The 20495-nt window shown below is 42.1% G+C and carries 22 protein-coding genes and 1 pseudogene; 6 read left to right on the top strand and 17 right to left on the bottom strand.

The genetic code is table 11. From position 1 onward, the window contains the following. Positions 1-17: 17 nt before the first annotated feature. The 6 genes from ABDB98_RS03570 to ABDB98_RS03545 form a co-directional block, all read right to left on the bottom strand. Complete coding sequence (locus tag ABDB98_RS03570; protein WP_438421382.1) at positions 18-551, bottom strand: GNAT family N-acetyltransferase; 534 nt, start codon at positions 549-551, stop codon at positions 18-20. An 88-nt stretch (positions 552-639) separates the two neighbouring features. Beyond that, complete coding sequence (cotJC, locus tag ABDB98_RS03565) at positions 640-1209, bottom strand: spore coat protein CotJC (protein WP_013351314.1); 570 nt, start codon at positions 1207-1209, stop codon at positions 640-642. 14 nt (positions 1210-1223) lie between these two features. Beyond that, on the bottom strand, positions 1224-1487 hold the full coding sequence (cotJB, locus tag ABDB98_RS03560; RefSeq protein ID WP_007408934.1) for a spore coat protein CotJB: 264 nt from the start codon (positions 1485-1487) through the stop codon (positions 1224-1226). Further along, the gene (gene cotJA, locus ABDB98_RS03555; protein ID WP_003155704.1) at positions 1471-1719 is read right to left on the bottom strand and encodes a spore coat-associated protein CotJA; all 249 of its coding nucleotides are present in this window, start codon (positions 1717-1719) and stop codon (positions 1471-1473) included. Before cotJA ends, cotJB begins: the two co-directional genes overlap by 17 nt. A 147-nt stretch (positions 1720-1866) precedes the next feature. After that, positions 1867-2166, bottom strand: a complete 300-nt coding sequence (locus ABDB98_RS03550; protein ID WP_438421381.1) for a hypothetical protein — start codon at positions 2164-2166, stop codon at positions 1867-1869. Positions 2167-2343: 177 nt separating this feature from the next. Further along, positions 2344-3063, bottom strand: a complete 720-nt coding sequence (locus tag ABDB98_RS03545) for a YebC/PmpR family DNA-binding transcriptional regulator (protein ID WP_014469866.1) — start codon at positions 3061-3063, stop codon at positions 2344-2346. 284 nt (positions 3064-3347) lie between these two features. Here ABDB98_RS03545 and ABDB98_RS03540 point away from each other — a divergent pair, with 284 nt between their 5' ends. From ABDB98_RS03540 to ABDB98_RS03520, 5 genes and pseudogenes are all read left to right on the top strand, one after another. Beyond that, a complete protein-coding gene (locus tag ABDB98_RS03540; protein WP_438421380.1) occupies positions 3348-5237 on the top strand; it encodes a ribonuclease YeeF family protein in 1890 nt (629 codons plus the stop codon). A gap of 12 nt (positions 5238-5249) precedes the next feature. Beyond that, positions 5250-5645, top strand: coding sequence for an immunity 22 family protein (locus ABDB98_RS03535; protein ID WP_438421379.1), 396 nt, complete (start codon positions 5250-5252; stop codon positions 5643-5645). Positions 5646-5938: 293 nt separating this feature from the next. Next, positions 5939-6466: pseudogene (locus ABDB98_RS03530) on the top strand (DNA/RNA non-specific endonuclease); the annotation flags it as partial. Positions 6467-6470: 4 nt separating this feature from the next. Then, positions 6471-6941: an antitoxin YezG family protein gene (locus ABDB98_RS03525; RefSeq protein WP_438421378.1), complete on the top strand. Its 471-nt coding sequence runs from the start codon at positions 6471-6473 to the stop codon at positions 6939-6941. Between the two features lie 90 nt (positions 6942-7031). Next, complete coding sequence (locus ABDB98_RS03520) at positions 7032-7109, top strand: immunity protein YezG family protein (RefSeq protein WP_438422107.1); 78 nt, start codon at positions 7032-7034, stop codon at positions 7107-7109. A gap of 214 nt (positions 7110-7323) precedes the next feature. Here ABDB98_RS03520 and ABDB98_RS03515 read toward each other — a convergent pair whose 3' ends face one another. Genes ABDB98_RS03515 through ABDB98_RS03480 form a run of 8 tightly spaced genes read right to left on the bottom strand, consistent with a single transcriptional unit; the run spans position 7324 to position 13371 of the window. Beyond that, the gene (locus tag ABDB98_RS03515; protein ID WP_438421377.1) at positions 7324-8199 is read right to left on the bottom strand and encodes an ABC transporter permease; all 876 of its coding nucleotides are present in this window, start codon (positions 8197-8199) and stop codon (positions 7324-7326) included. Beyond that, positions 8200-9153 (bottom strand): ATP-binding cassette domain-containing protein, encoded by a 954-nt coding sequence (locus ABDB98_RS03510; protein ID WP_438421376.1) that lies wholly within the window; start codon positions 9151-9153, stop codon positions 8200-8202. Between the two features lie 36 nt (positions 9154-9189). After that, on the bottom strand, positions 9190-9903 hold the full coding sequence (locus ABDB98_RS03505; RefSeq protein ID WP_438421375.1) for an SDR family oxidoreductase: 714 nt from the start codon (positions 9901-9903) through the stop codon (positions 9190-9192). Between the two features lie 10 nt (positions 9904-9913). After that, positions 9914-10864: a beta-ketoacyl synthase N-terminal-like domain-containing protein gene (locus ABDB98_RS03500; RefSeq protein ID WP_438421374.1), complete on the bottom strand. Its 951-nt coding sequence runs from the start codon at positions 10862-10864 to the stop codon at positions 9914-9916. Between the two features lie 18 nt (positions 10865-10882). Continuing rightward, complete coding sequence (locus tag ABDB98_RS03495) at positions 10883-12082, bottom strand: beta-ketoacyl-[acyl-carrier-protein] synthase family protein (RefSeq protein WP_438421373.1); 1200 nt, start codon at positions 12080-12082, stop codon at positions 10883-10885. A gap of 1 nt (position 12083) precedes the next feature. Continuing rightward, positions 12084-12524, bottom strand: coding sequence for a 3-hydroxyacyl-ACP dehydratase FabZ (gene fabZ, locus ABDB98_RS03490; RefSeq protein ID WP_015239332.1), 441 nt, complete (start codon positions 12522-12524; stop codon positions 12084-12086). A 1-nt stretch (position 12525) separates the two neighbouring features. After that, positions 12526-12789 (bottom strand): acyl carrier protein, encoded by a 264-nt coding sequence (locus ABDB98_RS03485; protein ID WP_438421372.1) that lies wholly within the window; start codon positions 12787-12789, stop codon positions 12526-12528. An 18-nt stretch (positions 12790-12807) separates the two neighbouring features. Continuing rightward, positions 12808-13371, bottom strand: coding sequence for an N-acyl amino acid synthase FeeM domain-containing protein (locus ABDB98_RS03480; protein WP_438421371.1), 564 nt, complete (start codon positions 13369-13371; stop codon positions 12808-12810). Positions 13372-13983: 612 nt separating this feature from the next. On the opposite strand from ABDB98_RS03480, the gene ABDB98_RS03475 reads away from it, so the two are divergent. Next, positions 13984-14586: a response regulator transcription factor gene (locus ABDB98_RS03475; protein ID WP_438421370.1), complete on the top strand. Its 603-nt coding sequence runs from the start codon at positions 13984-13986 to the stop codon at positions 14584-14586. Positions 14587-14725: 139 nt separating this feature from the next. Here the strand turns inward: ABDB98_RS03475 and rlmD are convergent, their stop codons facing one another. From rlmD to ABDB98_RS03460, 3 genes are all read right to left on the bottom strand, one after another. After that, on the bottom strand, positions 14726-16123 hold the full coding sequence (gene rlmD, locus ABDB98_RS03470; RefSeq protein ID WP_438421369.1) for a 23S rRNA (uracil(1939)-C(5))-methyltransferase RlmD: 1398 nt from the start codon (positions 16121-16123) through the stop codon (positions 14726-14728). 147 nt (positions 16124-16270) lie between these two features. Further along, positions 16271-17182: a diacylglycerol kinase gene (locus ABDB98_RS03465; RefSeq protein ID WP_060963386.1), complete on the bottom strand. Its 912-nt coding sequence runs from the start codon at positions 17180-17182 to the stop codon at positions 16271-16273. Between the two features lie 152 nt (positions 17183-17334). Further along, on the bottom strand, positions 17335-20478 hold the full coding sequence (locus ABDB98_RS03460; protein WP_438421368.1) for an efflux RND transporter permease subunit: 3144 nt from the start codon (positions 20476-20478) through the stop codon (positions 17335-17337). Positions 20479-20495 lie beyond the last annotated feature (17 nt).

Raw genomic sequence — 20495 nt, 5'->3', positions numbered from 1 at the left:
CCGTCATGAGGAGCTTTTTATTTGCTCATCTCTTTTTCAAACAAATGGTAACCTGATGCAAATCCTTTTGATTCGTATCCCATCCCGCTGTAAAACGACTGAAGCGCCTTGTTGTCAGACACGCAATCGAGCCGGATTTTCGTTTTTCCCGGACAAGACACCCCCGTCTCCGCCCATGTCATGATCGTCCGGCCGAGTCCCGCGCCTGCAAACCGCCTGTTAATCGCCAGCCGATGCAGATATACGGATTCTCCATGTCCTTCATTGCCCCATAGACGTCTGTCCCACTCGCTTGCTTCGGGAAGCAGCATGACGACACCGGCCAACTCTGCTTTCTGCCTGAATAAAAAAACATGTCCTTTGGCAATCGCCTCCCGCATATTGTGGGTATCTTCCCCTTGCAAAAGCCCGCTCCACTGGTTTGATCCTTTATCCCGAAGCCATTCCGCCGCTGACACGAGCAGCTCCATCACCTCTTTTGTATCATCCTTCCGGGCGGGGGTGACCCGGAAGGCTCCCGCCGTCTCTTCCGTCATCGTAAATGGTGTCATAAAATCCTCCCGTAATCAGAATATTCGACACCTTCATTATAGACCAAACGCAGAAAGGAAAAAAACAGCCGTCATGTTTGAGGGCCGTTTAAAAAATTTTCTTCTTATCACGTTCTTCTTTTAAAATCTCGACCGCTTCCCTGAAACGCATGGAGTGAACGATTTCACGCTCACGCAGAAAACGGAGTGAATCATTCAGGTCAGGGTCATCGGAAATATCAATAATCCATTGATACGTCGCTCTCGCCTTCTCTTCAGCCGCGATATCTTCATATAAATCAGCGATTGGGTCTCCCTTCGCCTGTATGTAAGACGCCGTGAACGGAACTCCGGCCGCATTATGATAAAACAGCGCGCTGTCATGGTTGACGTAATGATCGCTGAGCCCTGCATCACGCAGCTGCTGCGGGGTTGCATCTTTTGTCAGCTTATAAATCATCGTCGCAATCATTTCCAAATGGGCAAACTCCTCCGTGCCGATATCCGTCAGCAGGCCGATCACCTTATCAGGAATCGTGTAGCGCTGGTTTAAATACCGGAGCGCGGCGGCTAATTCGCCGTCAGCCCCGCCGTATTGTTCAATCAAAAACTTAGCCAGCATCGGGTTGCATGTGCTCACTTTAACCGGATACTGCAGCTTTTTTTCATATACCCACATTTACAGATCCCTCCTTATACTTGCCACGGCCAAGGACCGCGGCCCCAATCCCACTGCGCGCCGACCTGACTCACGCCAAATTGCAGAAGCGGTCCGTACTCAGGCTCAAACCGCTTTCTCAGCTGCCTTGAGTACCGGGAATATTCATGAAACTGCTGAAGCGCGAGACGGTCATGGGGATGCGTATCCAGATAAAGCGTCAGCTCCACTAAGACAAAGTCCGCCGCCTGGATTTGCTCCAGCAGCCGATAGTATTCATCATCAATCTTTTTCGCCATATTCGATTCCCCCCCGATAAGGATTATCATAGAAATCGTAAAGATCCTTCCAAAGGGTCCCTTTTCTCAATGCCTCCATCGGAGAAAACTGCTCCAAGTGATACGGCTGAAACCGCATATAAAGATGCGGCGGCGTTCTGTAGTATTTTCTCCCGATCGGCGGGCAGGGATCAAACCGGCTGTGGAAGGGCTTATAAGATTTGACCGGTGTAAACGGCTGATTTTCTTTCATTACGATCCTCCTTTCCTAAACACATGACCTTAATAGGTATGAACCCGTAACGGCATTTATGCCCCGCAAGAAATGAAAAAAGCCCGGCGCTTAGAAACGGTCACAAAAAAACACTCTTGCTGTCCAAGAGTGCTTTTTCCCGAATGGTCAGATATATTGACTGTCCCGATGATGGAACGGGTAGCCGCCGTAGCCTCCGCCATAGCCGCCAAAACCGTACCCCGGATAGCCTCCGAAGCCGCCATGGCCGCCAAAGCCGCCAAAGCCGCCGTAACCTCCGTAACCGCCAAAACCGTATCCCGGGTAGCCTCCGAAGCCTCCGCCGAAGCCGTACCCCGGATAGCCTCCGAAGCCTCCGTAACCGCCAAAACCGTGCCCCGGATAGCCCCCAAACCCTCCATAGCCGCCGCCAAAGCCGCCGCCGTAAATCGGTCTTCTTTCATCCATGATTTATCGCTCCTTCACATAGGTTACAGTCCAGTTTATGACATTCGGAGGGAAACGTATGGGCAGCCGCCCAGTTTTGGCGAATTAATCAATTACAGCTTTTTATGGATTGCAATCAGGCTGAACGCACGGACAAAATAAAAAGCCGGAACATAAGCAGTCCCGGCCTTTTTGTCTTCATTCGCCTAAATCTACATTGTGATAAACCTGCTGTACGTCTTCCAGGTCTTCCAGCACATCGATCAGCTTTTCAAATTGAGCTTTCGCATCTTCGGGAAGCTCGATTTCATTTTGCGCAAGCATCGTCAGCTCCGCAACTGTGAACTCTTCAACACCGGCATTTTTGAATGCCTCTTGTACGGCATGGAATTGATCAGGCTCGGCATACACGATCACACTGTCATCCTCTTCCAAAATATCGCGAACATCCACATCAGCCTCCATCAGCAATTCCAGCGCTTCATCCGCCGTCTTGCCTTCAACGCCGATAACGGCAGTCGCATCGAACATGTAAGCGACAGACCCGCTCACACCCATATTCCCGCCGTTTTTCCCGAATGCGGCGCGCACTTCAGGCGCCGTGCGGTTTACATTATTCGTTAACGCATCCACGATAATCATTGAACCGTTCGGCCCGAAACCTTCGTAACGCAGCTCGTCAAAGTTCTCCTCTGCGCCGCCTTTCGCCTTTTCAATCGCACGCTCAATAATGTTTTTCGGCACACTGTACGTCTTCGCGCGCTCAAGCACCACTTTTAACGCCTGGTTCGATTCCGGATCAGGCTCGCCCTGTTTTGCCGCCACATAAATCTCACGGCCGAACTTCGCGTAAATCCGGCTCGTATTTGCGTCCTTTGATGCTTTCTTTTCTTTAATATTGTTCCACTTACGGCCCATTTTGTTCCACTCTCTTTCACGAATTGAATCTGTATGATTAAATACTCTGTTTCTATTATACCTCAGCGATTGGGTTGTTTCGAGTGTAAGACATTAGAAAAAACAGGCACGCTCAAAATCACCGCGCGCACTAAGCCGAATTTGAGGGTTATTGTACAACCCTTCATACAGGAAGGAAGTCGCAAACCAAAAGATTCATTTTGTTCTCATTACCTATTTCCTACACTGTATACCCCGACTCACGTGGTAAAATTTTGATATCGAACAAAAGAAAGGACATGGTCATGAAAGTTTTCGAAGCAAACAGCCTGCTGTCCGCTGCCAAACAGCGCGCGGGTGAATACAAAAAACTGCGCGGTCAGATGGTCAACCTGAAAAAAGCGTTTCAAGGCATGGCTGATCTTGGTGACAATGATTTCTCAGGCCGGGGAGCAAATAACATCAAAGCCTTTTTCCAGGATCACGCCGGCGTCACAGACAGCTGGCTTGATCTGATCGACATGAAAATCGCATTTCTCACAAGCCTTCCCGGCAAGGTCGAAGACGCCGGACTTTCCAATTCGCATGTGGAGGAATCATTTCTGGAGCACGAACTCACCCATGCCCTCAGTAAATCAAAGGCGATTATGGAAGAGCAAAAGAAGGACATGCGCTCCATCCTCGGTGAGATCAATGACATCATCTCGCTTGATCTGTTTTCAACCGAAAGCACAGATCAGAAGCTTTCTTCAGCTGACAAAAAAAGAAGCGAAACGATACATAAACTCGGCAAGCTCGATCACGATCTAATGAAAGAATACGCAGAAACCGAAGCGAACGAACAGTTCATCCAAGCCGACTTTCAGCAGCTCCAAAACGCCACAGGCAAAGGTAAAAGCGCAACTCCGCTTCACTACAATGCCAAGGCGTACCGTGAGAGCGACATCCATAAGAAAAAAGGCGAGATTTCAAGACATTCGGATGCTTATTTGACGATTAAAAAGGAAGAGGCGAAAGAGCGGGAAATCAAGGATCTGAAGAAAAAGCTGGCTGATGGTGTCACCGATCCGGATGAGTATTTGGAAATCGCGAAGAAGATCGGCTATGAAAACCTTGAACCCGCTCAGGTGGAATATGTGATGCAGCTTGAACAAGCAAAACAACTCGAAGAAGTCGGCGAAACGGCTTGGGACATCGTCAAAGGAATAGGCGTCGGCCTTTATGATGTCGGAAAAGACACCGTAACCGGCGTCAAAGATCTGGCTGTCGGCGCATGGGATTTTTATCATCTCTCTGATGAACAAAAAGTCGCTAAAACCATATCGGCTGTACTGAACACGCCCTCTTACGCAAAAATCATATGGACAAACCTGGCGGATTCATGGAATGATAAAATGGTTAACGGGGATGCGTATTCAAGATCACATTACATCACCTACGCCATCGGGAGCATCGTCGGACTAAAAGGTTCCGGCTCAGCTGTAAAAGTAACAAGCAAGCTCGCTAAAACAGGCGCCTCTAAAGTGGATAACGTCTTGGAAGCCGGAGAAAAAGCGGCGGTAAAACATGTGAAGACAGGTATCCAGAAAACTAAAGATTTCACCAATTCATTATCAAAAGGAAATCAACCAGCTTTTGCAGGAATTCTCCAGGATATTGAAAATACACATAATGTGAAGAATACGCCGCTTTTGAAGAAAGAGATTGATGTACAGAAGTCGAAAGCTTTACAAGAAACTGAGATAATAAAAACCCAGAATGTAAAGAAACCTAGAAAAACAATAGTTCCTACAGTAAAAAGCGGTGAATTTAATAATTGGTTCAACTCATTAACAACAAAACAACTTGATGAACTTTGGGCAGATAAAAAAGTTAGAAGAGCAATTGAAAGACAACTAAGAGCACCCGGCGGCATGCACGAATGGCATTTAGTTTCCCGAGCTCCTACCTTTAAACATTGGAATATTACAGCGGAACAAATAAGAGATTTAAGAACTGCCATAAACGAAGTTGAGTTCGTAAATCCTGTTGGTAAGCATGGGGGATTGGGCTCTACAGCTGCCCATAATGAATTGCTAGGAATTATTGATTCATCTCTAAACTATAATATATTTGTCCGCAGATTGAATAATTGGGCAAACTATAGACTTAAAGGTGGAGTGGAAGCCCTGCCAAAAGGATTGAGGATTAAATAATAGGAGGTTTATATGGAACGCCAAAATTACGTATCATTGTGGATTGGAAGTATAAAGGATAATGAATCATTAAGTAAATATGTTGAATTAGTTTACAATGAAGATGAAGGTGATTTTCTTCCTTCCCAATTTTTAATTGACTTTGATATAGATATCGATGATTTAGATGAGGATTTTATAGAAAAAGTTGCACATGAAAATAATCGTGACAATTTACCTGCACTAATTGACGGCTGTTCATACGATAGTGTCATCTTACCTCGTTTCGAAAACATGGTAGGTACCACACTCCCTGAACAAATCAATGCTGCTGTTCTTTTATATAATTTTGAATATGACGGCAGGGAGAAAGAAATAACTGCAAAAAATTATTCATTTAAATTTATTGGTGCAGTACCCTATGTTTAAAAGAAAAAATCATAATAAAACATAATTCAGAATTACATTTTCAATGTAGCATTTTATTAGATGGTTATTCATACTACTTGGAAGCAAATAAAAAGTAGGATGACTAGAAGAAGGCTCTCTTTTTTTTCAGAGGCCTTTTTTGTTTGCGTGTAAAACCTAAAAGACTATAAATATCCATAGATAAACAAAAGGAGGGGCGTTCTCTCACAGACAAAGTAACTAACTATAACTGGGGGTTATTCTCCACTATCGCCCACTCCGTGCGTGGTACCGCCAAAGGAGTACCTTACACACCGAAACCGTACGGAACAAAAAGAAGACCGGGCTTCGCCAGTAGGGTCAAATACGTTGAGCATTTTGCGAAATGGACCAGAAAGAAAGTATTGAAGCCGAATGTCATCTACAAAACAAAAGAAGGCTACACGTACACCACTGACAACTATGGTAGAATTACAAGTGTCAAAGCAGACTTGCAGCTAGGAGAAGCAAAACGCAACCAATATGCACAGTCAAAAGCAGGCTAACCAGACCGCCTGACAGATGACGACGGAGACCACCTAATCGCCACCCAATTCAAAGGCTCAGGCCAATTCGACAATATCGTGCCGATGAATTCTCAGATTAATAGGAGCGGCGGCCGGTGGTATGAAATGGAGCAAGAATGGGCAAAGGCTCTTAAAGAAGAACCTCCTAAAAGAGTTATTGTTAACATAGAATCTCTATATAAAGGTGACTCTTTAAGACCTACAAAATTCATAATCGAATATACGATTGGCAATAAAACAAAATTCGTGACAATAAAAAACCAAGCTGGAGGTTAAACCTATGGAAACTGAGAAAATGGGACATTTATATCAACAAATAGCAGAACAGCTTAATGAAATGATTCCATCTGAATGGACAAAAATCATTCTTTATGCGGAAATATTAGATGATTCATCAGAAGTTTACTTTTTCTTCAATACACCACAAAGTGAAGAGAATATCTATTCTCATGATATACCGAAACAATTCGATGTTAGTAAAAAAATATACGTGAGTTTATTAATTGAACTTCAAGAGTTATTCGAGGAGTTAAGAGAAGAATTTAAAGCAAACAACCAAGATATTTGGACCAATTTAACGCTTAAACTAGAGAATACTGGAAAATTCTCAATAGACTACGATTACACCGATGTCATCGCCTCAGACTTAAATGGAACACAACGGCAAGTAGTATGGGAATATAAAAATTTAGGAATATTGCCTGAAGATGAGGATGATAAACAGTTCGTAATAAACTACTTCGGTCTATAAATCAATAATGGCTCAGCACTTCTTTGCTGGGCTATTTTTTATACTGGGATTTCTCGACGATTGAAGGTCAAAAGGTTGAAAACTAAAAAAATGCAAGATCTGTACCAGATTATTTGTGATAAATTAAATGACATCATACCTTGTGAATGGACAAAAATGTATCTTTGAAGATTTCATCAAGACTAGCGAAAGAAAAATGAAAAGCTGACAATCAGGATATCTTGACTAATGTAACATGTTATTGCATCAGAATTAACCGGTACACAAAGACAGAACCTGCAGAATCACAAAAATATGGGCTGCTCCCATAAGACTAAGCAAAACAGGCAGCATCCAGTAAACGGATGCTGCCTGTTAAATCGTTATGTATCGTCTGAAGAGGTTATTTATTTTGTTTTTTAAAAATGAAAATAGATATAACGGTAAATATGATGGCTGTAATGACAATGATCCACAAGCTTGCTGCCGTACTGATAAGATGGCCGTTTAACTTGTAGACGATCCCGTAATGCTTTTCATATTCCTGTATTTGGTCCGCTGAGGCATGTTTAAATACTTTGTCAACTGAATCTGTCATAAACGCCTTTCTGAACAGAACAGCGGTATGGCTGATAGGGAAATACATAATAATCTTCTGTACAAAAACCGGTACACCGCCGATCGGCACATAAACTCCGCATAAAAAACCGATGGCTGTTCCGACAATCGTACTTAACGTCGAAAATGCATTTTGTGTGTGAATAAACAGCGTTAAAAATAAATTAATAGAGCTTGACAGTGCAACTGAAAGAATAATGATCCCCAATACTTCAAGTATATCTGTACCGCTTAAAAGCTTGCTGCCTGTTGAAACGAGAAAAATTTCACAGCCTAAAAAGGCGATGAAAGAAAAGATCAAGCCGATGACAAATGAATGAATGACGTAGCTCAATTGGATGGTCGCCCTTGATAAAGGAGCTGTTAAAAAGTCATACGTTCTCTTGCTTTCTTTATCTTTCACCATAATTCCGAAAGCGCCTAAAGTCGTTGTCACAGCTGTAATGGACAGCAATCCCGCCACCATCCATTCGTTCACCATTGCTTTGGAATCATCTGTCGAACCGACCAGAGCCTTAATAGCGTCCAGCTGTGTCTGCTGTAAGAACACGGCATATAACAGAATGACGATAAATACTGACAGCAAAGAAAGAAGCAAAAGCGTTCGATCACGGAAGTAAATTTTTATATTTCTACTGATTAAACTGGATAAAGACTTCATTTACGCAATGCTCCCCTTTACTGGCAAACTGCTTCCTTGTTCTTCGATAATATGGATAAACACATCATCCATATTCCCTTTAATCACCTCGAAAGATTCAATTTTTCCTTCAAGACCTTTCAAAATGTCAAACGCTTGGAGAGTGGACTCTACACGAAGGGAATAAATAGAGTTTTTAACCGTAAAATCCAGTTGTTTATTTTCAAACCATGCAGTCGGATCAACGCCTTGCTTAAATATCATATGCAGACTGTCAAACGCATATTGATCTTTCAGCTGACTCGGTGTACCCTCTGCGATCAGACGTCCTTCTTTGATGACCACAACGTTATCAGCCACAGCGGCCTCCTCCATGTAATGGGTCGTTAAAAAGATTGTCATGTTTGTTTCTTCCTGCAGCCTTTTAATCGCATTCCAAACAAATACTCTCGTTTGCGGATCAAGACCTGTAGTAGGCTCATCTAAAAATAATATAGCCGGTTTATGGATGATAGCACGGGCAATATCAGCTCTTCTTCTTTGTCCGCCTGACAAGTCGCTGTATTTTTTCTCCTTAATATCATCCAATTTTAAATAGTCTGTAACAAACTGATAGTTCTCTTGCACTTGTGCCTTGCTTAAATGATAATATTGTCCGCGGTTCATGATGTTTTCATAAACGGTCAATCGTTCATCCAAAATACTCTCTTGAAAGACAACCCCAATCTTTTTGCGGATATGATTATTCTCTTTCCCCTCACCAAGCGTAAAACCGTCTATTACCACTTTTCCGGATGTCTTTTTAATCAGCGTACAGAGAATATCGATAGTGGTCGATTTCCCCGCACCGTTCGTTCCCAGAAATGCAAATAGCTCGCCGCGTTTGACAGAAAAGGATACCCCTTTCACTGCTTCAAATGATCCATATTTTTTGCGCAGATCGGTTACTGTAATAATGTCTTGTTCTTCTCCCATTCTGTTCACCTCGAAAAGTAAGATTACTAAATTATGCTAGATTGTTAGTCCTCCGTCAACTGCAATCATTTGCCCAGTAATGTATTTGGATCTATTTTCCGCCAAAAAAAGTGATAATTCACTTACATCATCCGGACTTCCTACATACTGCATTGGGATAAGATTGATCATCCTGTCCTCGTCCAAATTACTTGTCATGTCTGATTCTATAAAGCCTGGGCAAACGGAATTGACCCTAACATTATACTTTGCCAATTCTTTCGCTAAAGTTTTTGTTAGCCCGTTAACCCCTGCTTTTGCCGCACCATAATTAGTCTGACCTTCAATACCTTTTATACCTGAAACCGAGGACATATTAATAATTGAACCATAACCTTGATTGATCATATATTTCGAGACGAATTTACAACAATTGAAAGTACCGTTCAGATTTGTATCGATCACTTCTGACCAAGACTTTTGATTCATAAAAGAAATTGTTTTATCTTTATTAATTCCGGCGTTATTAATTAGACAATCTATTCGTTCATGCGTGTTATATATTTGCTCGATAAATTCTTTCACAAGACTGTATTCTCTGACATCGACCTTTATAGCTTTTGTTCCAGGGTATTTTTCTTCAATCATTTTAGCTCTCTCGACATTTCCGAAATACGTAAAATAAACAATATAATTATTATGATGAAATTTATCAATAAGTGATTGTCCTAAATCTCCGGTACCACCCGTTATAATGGCTATTTTTTTCATAATCTGATCCTCAACTAATTTTTGAATTTATTTTAATAATGCTATCGTTTCCAACTTCATTCGTCTCGATCACTAATGTTTCACCTTCCATGTCCATTGATACCAGCAACTTCAAAAACCCAGATAAAGCATTTGACATCCCAGAGCTTCGAGATATATCCAATATATTTAATTCATCGTCAAATTTTTTGCTTTTTAAATAGTTAAAAATGATTTCATCATTGCAATTATTTGAACCATAAATTAAATTTTTTGTTATTCCGTTATTTAAATCTTTTTCTAAGTTCATAATGATTTTATCTCTATTATCTTCAGTATGTTGGAAACTATTTATATTTTCTATATTTGGATAGTTATTTTCATCTTTTTCTATAATAAACGAAATTGCGCCTGTAACAGCATTTACTTTTTTTTGAAGGTTCCCTTGTTGATAAATGGATCCTGCTTCGTTTCCCTCAACAGCAGTTACAATGGCAACATCAATAACATCATTGTTTATATACGAAACTGCCATTTTTAAAGCGTCTATTCCAGAAAGATTTCCTGAAATTACAGTAGAGTTTAGGCCTGTTATTCCGTAAACAATGGAAGCCCATCCGGAAATATTATTTAATACGGAACTAGAGAATTTAACTGGACTCACAAAATCCGGAGAAGCTTCATAGACATCTGTCATAAAATGATAAGCGGCATCCAAAGGGTTTAATGTACTTCCCACAAAAACACCGATTCTTTCTGGTGAATGTTCACTGTATCTGCTTCCCGCATCTGTAATTGCCTCACTTATTGATGCAATTGCTAAATTAGTTGCTTTTGTTAATGAACGGAGTCCTTTATATTTAACATACTGTTTTATATCAAAATTCTCAGGTTCAAGGATACCGCTTATCTCTACGTTATTTCTTATGCTTTCCACGCTTATTGTTTCAGAAAGGACTTTACCTCTTCCAATAATATTCATTTTTACTCATCTCCATTTTTAGCAATTGTCTCTGAATTTCTTAAAAATGATGCTGGAATTGGCGCCGCCAAAAGCGTAAGAATTATTCATAGCATACTCAATAGGAAATGACCGTTTATTATTTGGAATACAATCAACATCACAATTTATATCTTTTAGTTCAAAGTTTATTGTTGGAGGTGCAACGTCTTCTTTTACAGCGTTACAACATACAATCGCTTCAAGAAGACTTGCAGCCCCCATAGAATGACCTATCATGGACTTAATTGAACTCATCGGTACTTTTTTATTAAATAATTGGTTAACTGCAAACGACTCCGCTTTATCATTGGCTTGAGTACCTGTACCATGAGCGCTGATGTAATCTACATCATCAGTTGTAATACCAGCCTTTTTTATAGCTTTTTCCATGGCTTGTATTATCCCTGTCGAATTAGGATGCGGCGCAGTGATATGATAGGCATCACATGAAACTCCATACCCTTTAACTTCTGCCAGGATATTAGCCCCTCTTTGTTGAGCGTGTTCTAATTCTTCTAATACTAAACAGCCCGCTCCTTCAGCAACAAGCATTCCATCTCTGTGAGCATCAAATGGTTTACATTCTTTTGCTGCAATAGCCTTTAATCGGTTAAACCCGTAATAAGCAATAGTCGAGAAAGGATCTTCTCCTGCTGTAAAACAGATAGATTGTTCTCCGTTTCTGATCTTTTCATAGCCTTGAATAATTGCATAATTACCTGCAGAACAAGCATTTGCAACAAGCATTGTCTCTCCCTGTAACTCAAATTCTCTGCAGGCATTTGCTAATAACGTATGCAAGAATCCTTGGTCTAAAAGATGTTGAGGGCTAGCTTCTTCCAAATGACGATTATAGTCAGTTTTTTCAATGGATATTTCACCCATAGTGGTTCCAACATATAAATCTGCCATTTTATAAGTTTCAGGCTTTAATTCAGCATTTTTGATTGCATCATACATACTTGCAATTAATAATTGAGAACCTCTTCCAATTGACATATAATCGTTAACTTTAATCCATTCAGAAGCATTGAAGTTATGAATTTGACCGCCATATTTAGGATCCAATAAATGAAGTCCGTCTTTTTGAATAGGTGAAATGCCGGACTCTCCACTCAAACAAGATCTCCAAAAATCTTTTGAATTAAGGCCTATTGAGGTAATAGCTCCTGTACCGGTTACTACAACTCTTTTCAAATTATTCATCTCCCACAAGTGTAAAGGTCAATTCTCCCGATGCGCATTTAGAATCATCTACTTTCACTTCAGCTTTCACAATTGCAGCCTTACTAATTTTCTTTATTATATTTAATGTAATAATCATTTGATCTCCAGGTACAATTGGCTTTTTAAATTTCACATTTGTGTGGTAAAGGAGAGGAAGAGTTTGTTTTGTTTCTGCTGAATTTTCGTTCTGTGAAAACAAAAGAATAGCTGCTTGAGCAATCGCTTCTGTGATATACACACCCGGAAATATTTTCTTTTCAGGGAAATGCCCTTGGAAGCACGGTTCATTTCCTGATACATTTTTCATAGCTGTTATGTAAGTTTCATTAGCCTCGATCACTCGATCTATCATTACAAAAGGGTATCTCTGCGGTAATTTCTCTAAAACCTCATCATGCGACAATGAATTCATATTATTTTTCCTTTATTCTTTCTTCAATAATTGAAATAATATTATTTACTGTGGTGAAGTTTTGTAACTCTTCTTCCGGTATTTTTAATTGAAACTCCTTTTCGACACAGGCTAAGATTTCTAAAGCCATCATTGAGTCAGCATCTAATTCTTCAACCAGATCTGTATCATCCTTTATTTCTACTGGTTCCACTTCCAAGATTTCCGCGATCATTCCCACTAGCTTTTCTTTTTTTTCTACACTAATTAATGTTTCCAGACTCATTTAGCTCCATCCCTTTCATTAAATAAATTCAGATATATTTACTACCTTTTCGCTTACTTTCATTACGTCAAGTTTCATAGGACATTGGTATGATTTCTCTCTGTATAATTTGAAATCACCAATTTGTTTAAACCCTATTTTTTCGTACATTTTTTTAGATTTCTCTCTGCTCTGCAAGAGAAGATGAGTAATATTTTCAGAGATAATAATATCTTTTACTGTATCAAATAGAAGGTTCATTACTTTACCTTTCATTGAAATCGTTTTAGTAAAAGATGTGTCTAACACGACTAATCTCATGACTTCTGCATATTTTTCATTCTCTTGCGGTTTCAAATTATGAGTTTGTTCAACCTCTAATAATTCATCATCTTTTTTTACAATTAAAGTCATAAACCCAACTAATAAACTGCCTTCATAACATCCGATTTGGTAAGCATGATCATCAGAATGATCCTTTAATAAACCGTCCTTATAATTTGCAGCAGGTACCGATTTTTCCTGTTCAACAAAGATTTTATATCTCGTTGCATATAGTTCTTTTTTCTCCTCTTCGGTTTCTAAGATCTTTACTTTTAACATTATTACCCCTCCCTTTGTCCCGTCTCAAGAATGAATCCTGATTGTAACTCTTTAAAAAGTTTACTCTGTCTACACCTTAGCTGAAGTGCATCACAGTATTTTTTGAGGTGTATCAAAAACACAACATCAGTGAAAATAGTATATTCTACCTCTATTTAACCAATATTTTCTTCTCTATATAAAAATATCAAAATATCGACTCACATGAAATCCGTAAATCCCGCCAAATAAATGGCGTGATATCGCCAACTTATTATTGTTAATTGCATGTTTTTTTGACGCGATTATCAATTAAGGCGATTTGAGTAATTAAAAATATGAGTTGTTAAGAAATAAATAACAAAAAAAGGATAGTATATTATACCTTTATCTAGATTAAAAACAAGGAAAACGATATAATATTCCATAAGGACCGTATTATAGACATATATCTATCAAATAAGTTTATAAACCTTCTTACTAATGCTTGGATCTACATCATTTTAGAAATGACTAAAGCCCAAAGCAGATATCTTATATTCGATCCTTTTCTGTTCTAATTTATAACCAAAGAGAAAAACGTTTTAACACATTATTGTTACAACTACTTTTCCAATGAATGGAGTAAATCAGTTGAAAATCAAAGTATTGCTGTTAGATGATCATTTGATGATGGTACAAGGTATTAAACAATTGCTAGAACACGACAGAGTTATTGAAGTAGTTAGCACTTTATCAAATCCTGCAGAGATATATGATGAAATTGACCACCATCGTCCCAATATTCTAATTATTGATATTAGGATGAAATCTTTCAACGGAATCTCCTTGACAAGAAACATTAAGAAAACATTTCCTGAGTTAAAAATTGTAATATTATCCGGTTATGAGTATGATGAATATATATATGCAGCATACAATGCCGGAGCGGCTGCTTATGTAAGGAAAGAAAATTCAATTAATGAACTAATAACTGCAGTCAAACAATCTTTTGCAGGAAACCATGTATTTCCTCAACATGCTGTAAACCTTTCTGTTGATCGCCTTACTCATAAGGAACTGGAGGTACTGAAGTTGATAGCAGAGGATAAAACAAATATGGAAATCAGTTCTGCATTAAAGTTAAGTAAAAGAACTGTAGAACGTCACATTTCTTCTATTATTCAAAAAATGGACGCCAACTCAAGAGTTGGAGCAGTTGTGAACGGAATTAAACAAGGGCTGCTACATGTATAACTTTAAAAATTATAATGTTATAAAAATGCATTCTGTTTTGTCATAGAGATTCTGATTTAGAGCGGGATTGAAAATAGTGGATTCCTTACAAACGAAAGGAGTAAAGATATTTATTATCTTTACTCCTTCTTCTTTCTTACTAACAGTTACCGTACTGCCTCCCCTGATCATAAAGAACTGCCACACACTCCACATGATTCGTATGCGGGAACATATCCACAGGCTGCACTTCGAGCGTCTGATACCCGCCATCCTCAAGCACCCGCAGGTCTCTTGCTAGCGTTCCTGGGTTGCAGGACACGTACACCACCCGCTTCGGTTTCATGTCGATGATTGTGCGCAACAGCGCTTCGTCACAGCCTTTTCTTGGCGGGTCGACGACGAGGGTGTCGGCCGTGATGCCTTCTTCGTACCACTTTGGAATGACGGTTTCTGCTTCTCCGACTGCGAATTCCGCGTTTGTGATGCCGTTCAGTTCAGCGTTTCGTTTCGCATCCTCGATGGCTTCCGGCACGATTTCGACGCCGTACACTTTTTTCGCCTGCTTCGCCAGAAATAGAGAAATCGTTCCGATGCCGCAGTAGGCGTCGATGACGACTTCTTCCCCTTGCAGCTCCGCGTACTCAAGCGCTTTGTCGTAGAGCACTTTCGTTTGCTCTGGATTAACCTGATAGAACGATCTGGCGGAGATGGCGAATTTGACGTCTCCGATGAGGTCGTAGATGTATTCTTCGCCCCAGATGACATTTGTTTCGTCCCCAAAAATCACGTTTGTTTTATTTGGGTTGATGTTTTGCACGATTGATTTAACGTGCGGGAATTGCGCCGTAATGTCTTCGATGATCTTCGCTTTGTGCGGGAAGTCGTTTGTTCTTGTGATGAAGACGATCATCATTTCGCCCGTGACGACGCCGTATCTGACCATGATATGGCGGAGCCAGCCTTTGTGGCGTTCTTCGTTGTAGGCTTTGACACCGTAGTTTGCGCAGATGTCCTTGACGGCTTGGACGGCTTCGTCGTTTTTGGATTGCTGAATCAGGCAGGCGCTCATGTCGATGATGTCATGGCTTCTTTGCTGATAAAATCCGGCGACGAGTCCGCCTTCTCTTTCACCGACAGGCACCTGTGCTTTGTTTCTGTAGTTCCACGGGTCTTCCATGCCGAGCGTCGGGTGCACGGTGACTTTAGAGAGATCCAGCTTGCCGATCCGTTCTAAGACGTCTTTGACTTGTTTCTGTTTAAATAATAGCTGGCCTTCATAGGTCATGTGCTGAAGCTGGCAGCCGCCGCATTGCTTGTAGATTGGGCACGGAGCATCCGTTCTGTGCGGGCTTTCTTCCTTCAGCTCAATCAAGCGGCCGAAAGCGAAGCCTTTTTTGACGCGTGTCACTTTGATTTGCGCTTTTTCCTCAGGCAGGGCGTTCGGCACGAAGATCGGGAAGCCCTCAACCTTTGCGACGCCCGCTCCTTCGTGCGTCAAATCCTCAAATGTCACGTCATAGTATTCATTTTTTTCTATCGGGGGTTTCATTTTCATCTATAATCACCTCTAGTTTTACCAATAGCCTTGTTTCAGCGTGCTGGCAAACCTTCAAATTCAATATCAGCCTTCAAAGGTTTCCGATCACGCTGAAAAGATGACAAAATCCTAAAACGAATACTGTTTTAGGATTTTGTCCGCGTATTAATCATCCAGCTGTTCCGCTTTCTCCTTCGGCATGATGACGTGAATATGCCGATACAGATTCACGAATTCGCCGGGCAGCATGCCGCCGTATTCGCCGTCCAGGTTCAGCTGCATCTTTTCTGATACATTGACTTTCACACGGTTCGCTTTTGTGTAGATAATGTGCTGATCGTTAATATGATCGCCTCTGAGCGCCATGCTCGCGACTCTGATAAACTCCGCGAGATTGGCTTTTTTCAAAATAATTAAATCAAACATGCCGTCATTCAGGCTGGAATCAGGGGCCAGCTTCTCGAATCCGCCGACCGAGTTGGTCAGCGTCACTAAAAACAGCATAATTTCGCCTTGAAACAGCTTGCCGTCATATTCAATCTCGACTTCTGTCGGTCGAAGTGAAGGCAGCATTTCCATTCCCTTTAAATAATAAGCAAGCTGGCCGAGCATCGTTTTCAGTTTGCTCGGCACATCATACGTCAGCTCCGTCAGACGGCCTCCGCCGGCGATGTTGATGAAGTACTGACCGTTCACCTGGCCGATGTCGATCGGGCGGGCTGCGCCGTTAATGACGGTATCAGCGGCATTCAGTATACTCTCTCTCGGAATGCCCAGCGCTCTGGCGAAGTCATTTGTCGTGCCGACCGGAATGATGCCGAGTGTCGGGCGTTTGTCTAACGGCGCAAGGCCGTTGACGACTTCATTAATCGTTCCGTCTCCGCCGGCTGCGATAATCAGGTCAAACTCCCGCAAAGCGGCTTCTTTTGCGGCGTGAGTGGCATCCCCCGCGCATGTGGTGGCATGGGTGGAGGTTTCATAACCGGCTTGTTCAAATTTTTGCAGGACCTGGGCAAGATTTTTCTTAAAAAGCTCCCGTCCTGAAGTCGGATTGTATATTATGCGTGCACGTTTCATTATCTCATCATCCTACTTAAGAGTATCCGATCCATTATTAACACTAACAACCTTTAATTATACTATGACTTGAGAAAATCGCAACAATATGTACAGGAATTGCCAGAAGAAAAAAGGGCCCGGCTCCTTTTAAGGAGCCAAGGCCCGCTGTCTTACTCTTCTTCTGTTCCTGGTTTTTTCTTACGGAATTTCGCCAATACTTCATATACGATCGGCACAATCAGAAGGGTAAGCAGAGTCGAACTGATTAAACCGCCGATAACGGTGACACCGAGTCCTTTAGAAATGACCTGGCTTCCGCCTTCAAAGCCCAATGCCAATGGAAGCAGGGCGCCGATTGTCGCGATCGCCGTCATCAGAATCGGACGCAATCTCGTAGAGCCGGCTTCAAGGAGCGCTTCTCTCGTCGATAAGCCTTCCGCTTCTTTATGGATGACGCGGTCAATTAAGACAATCGCGTTTGTAACGACGATTCCGATCAGCATCAGCATACCGATCATGGCATTCAGACTGATCGTCTCTCCGGATACATACAGTCCGGCTAATGCGCCGATGATTGTAAACGGAAGCGAGAACAGAATCGCAAACGGCGCTAATGCTCCGCCGAACGTGATCACAAGCACGAGGTATACGATGGCGATTGCGGCAAGCATCGCTAAACCGAGTTTCGTAAAGGAATCAGCAATATCGGCTGATACACCGCCGGTATCAATAGATACATTGTCCGGCTTATCCAGTTTGTCTACTTTCTTTTGAACGGCAGATGACACCTTCGTGATGTTGTCAGATGTGACGGTTGCCGTTACATCAGCGTACACTTTGCCGTCGCGTCTGGAAATGGTATCAGATGTCGTGCCGTTTTTCACTTTCGCCACATCGCCGATTTTTACTTCTTGGCCTGCAGGCGATGTGATGGTTTTATCCTCTAATTCTTTTACACTCTTATACTGGTCTTTTTCTGTTTTGATGTTCACGTCAAGCTCTTTGCCGTCTTTTTTCACCGTTGTCAAAGGAGACTGTGACGATTGCGGCATCAAGGCTTGGGAGATTTGCGAAGCCGTCAGGCCCAGCTTGCTGAGCTTCTCCTGGTCAGCGGTGAACGTGTACTCATCATATGTGCTGGAAAGGCCTGAGTTGACGTCTTTCAGATCCTTCTGCTTTTTCATGATGCCTTCGATGTCTTTGACCGTGCCTTTAATATCAGACTCTGAATCTCCGTACACATAGTACGTTAATTCGTTGTTGTTGCCTGACGAGCTGAAATTTTGTGATTTCCATTCGCCGCGGCTGGATGTTTTTTTGACTTCTTTTAAGACATTGTCTTTTTCTTTGTCAAAATCAGGCGTGTCATCCTCGTATTTCACGTAGAACAATGCCCCGTTTGAGCTTCCTCCGAGCGGGCTTTGCGAGCCTAATGAATACTGGACGGTATCGACATGTTTGCGTTTAAGCAGCATGTCTTCCGCTTTTTGCGCAGCTTTTTCAGCTTCGCTTTTTGTTTCGCCCGGTTCAGGCGTGTATGTGAGCTGCATTGTTTTGTCCGCTTGCGCAGGCAGGTAGCTCGCGCCGATCAGAGGTACGAGGAACAAACTGCCGGCAAGCATCACAACCGCGATAATAGATGTAATCCATTTATGGCTTAATGACCAATTCAGCACTTTTTTATAGAAATCGGCCAATCTGCCCGGCTTATGCTCTTTCGCTTTAACAGGCGCGCCTGTGAGCGATTTTTTGAATAAACTGTGCGCAAGCATCGGCACCAGTGTGATGGAAATCAGCAATGATGCGGCAAGCGCGAAAACGATTGTTAGGGCAAACGGCATAAACAGTTCGCCGATCTGTCCGCCGACCATGGCAAGCGGCAGGAATACGGCAATGGTTACGATCGTTGATGACATGATCGGTTTAAACATTTCTTTTGTCGCTTCACGCACCAATTGCTTCCCGCGTAAAGGCTCATCTTTCAGCCTCATGCGGCGGTAAATGTTTTCGATCACGACAATGGAATCATCGACTACCCGTCCGATAGCGACCGTCATCGCGCCGAGTGTCATAATGTTCAATGTGACATCGAGCTGATTCAGCACCAGAAGCGCAATCAGCAGTGACAGCGGGATGGAAACGATAGAAATCATCGTTGATTTAATATCTCTTAAGAATAAGAGAATAATCACGACCGCAAAAATCGCGCCGAAAATCGCTTTGCTTAACATCGTCTCCACTGACTCTGTAATCGGCTTTGCCATATCAAGAGTCGAGCTGTACTTGAACCCTTTGTGGTCTTTTTTGTATTGATTCAGTTCATCTTTAATCGCATCGGCCACTTCCACCGTGTTGGCGTCATTGGCCTTTACGATATTAATTCCGATGCTGTCCTTTCCGTTCGTGCGGGAAATGGATTCTGCTTTTTTCACATCTTTAATGTCGGCAATGTCAGAAAGCTTGACTGTCGGCACCCCTGCTGATGCGCTTTGCTGTGCCTGCTGCGCAGCCTGAGCGTCCGCCGCGGATGCCGCACCAGCTCCGCCCGCTTGACCTTGAGCGGCAGAAGAAGATGTGACCGGAATTCTCATATCTTTCAGATCTTTAATTGACGTAATATTTCCGTTAACGACAACTGATTTTTCTTTGTTGCCGAACGTGTACAATCCAAGCGGCGTATTGACGTCAGATCCTTGGATCACTTTCTTGACAGTATCTTCATCAAGTCCGTACTCTTTCATTTTTTTGTCTTTGAAAGAGAATTCCACCTGCTCTTCCTGCTGTCCGGAAACTTGCACGGACGCAACGCCCTGGATGCCTTTGAGCTTAGGAACGAGAGTGTTTTCCACATTTTTGGTCAGATCTTCAAGCGAGCTTTTGCCGCTTGTCACACTGAGCGTCAAAATCGGGAAAGAGTTGATGCTGTAACGGGAAATGTCAGGTTTTTTCGCGTCGTCAGGAAGGCTGACACTGTCCAGCGCTTCAGCGACTTCAGTTTTCGCCTTGTCCATATCCTTGCTGTAATCATATTCAATCGTAACCGATGAGACGTTTTCAGAGGATGTGGACGATACGACGCTCACTCCTTCTAAATTCTGCACCGCCTGCTCAATTGGTTTCGTCACGTCATCCGCAACTTGACTCGGAGCAGCTCCGGGATAAGTCGTATTTACTGAAAGGTAAGGCATGTTGACGTCCGGTATGGATTCCTGTTTCATATTCAGACCGGCATACAGCCCTGCTACAGTAACGATAATCGTCATCAGCCAAACTGCGAATTTGTTCTTCAGTACAAAGTTAATAATGTGGTTCATCATGTCCTCCGTTATTT

This window comes from Bacillus siamensis, from assembly GCF_051628075.1.
Lineage (GTDB): Bacteria > Bacillota > Bacilli > Bacillales > Bacillaceae > Bacillus > Bacillus siamensis.
Note: the sequence above shows the minus strand (reverse complement) of the source record. Positions and strands in the feature narration are given on the sequence as shown.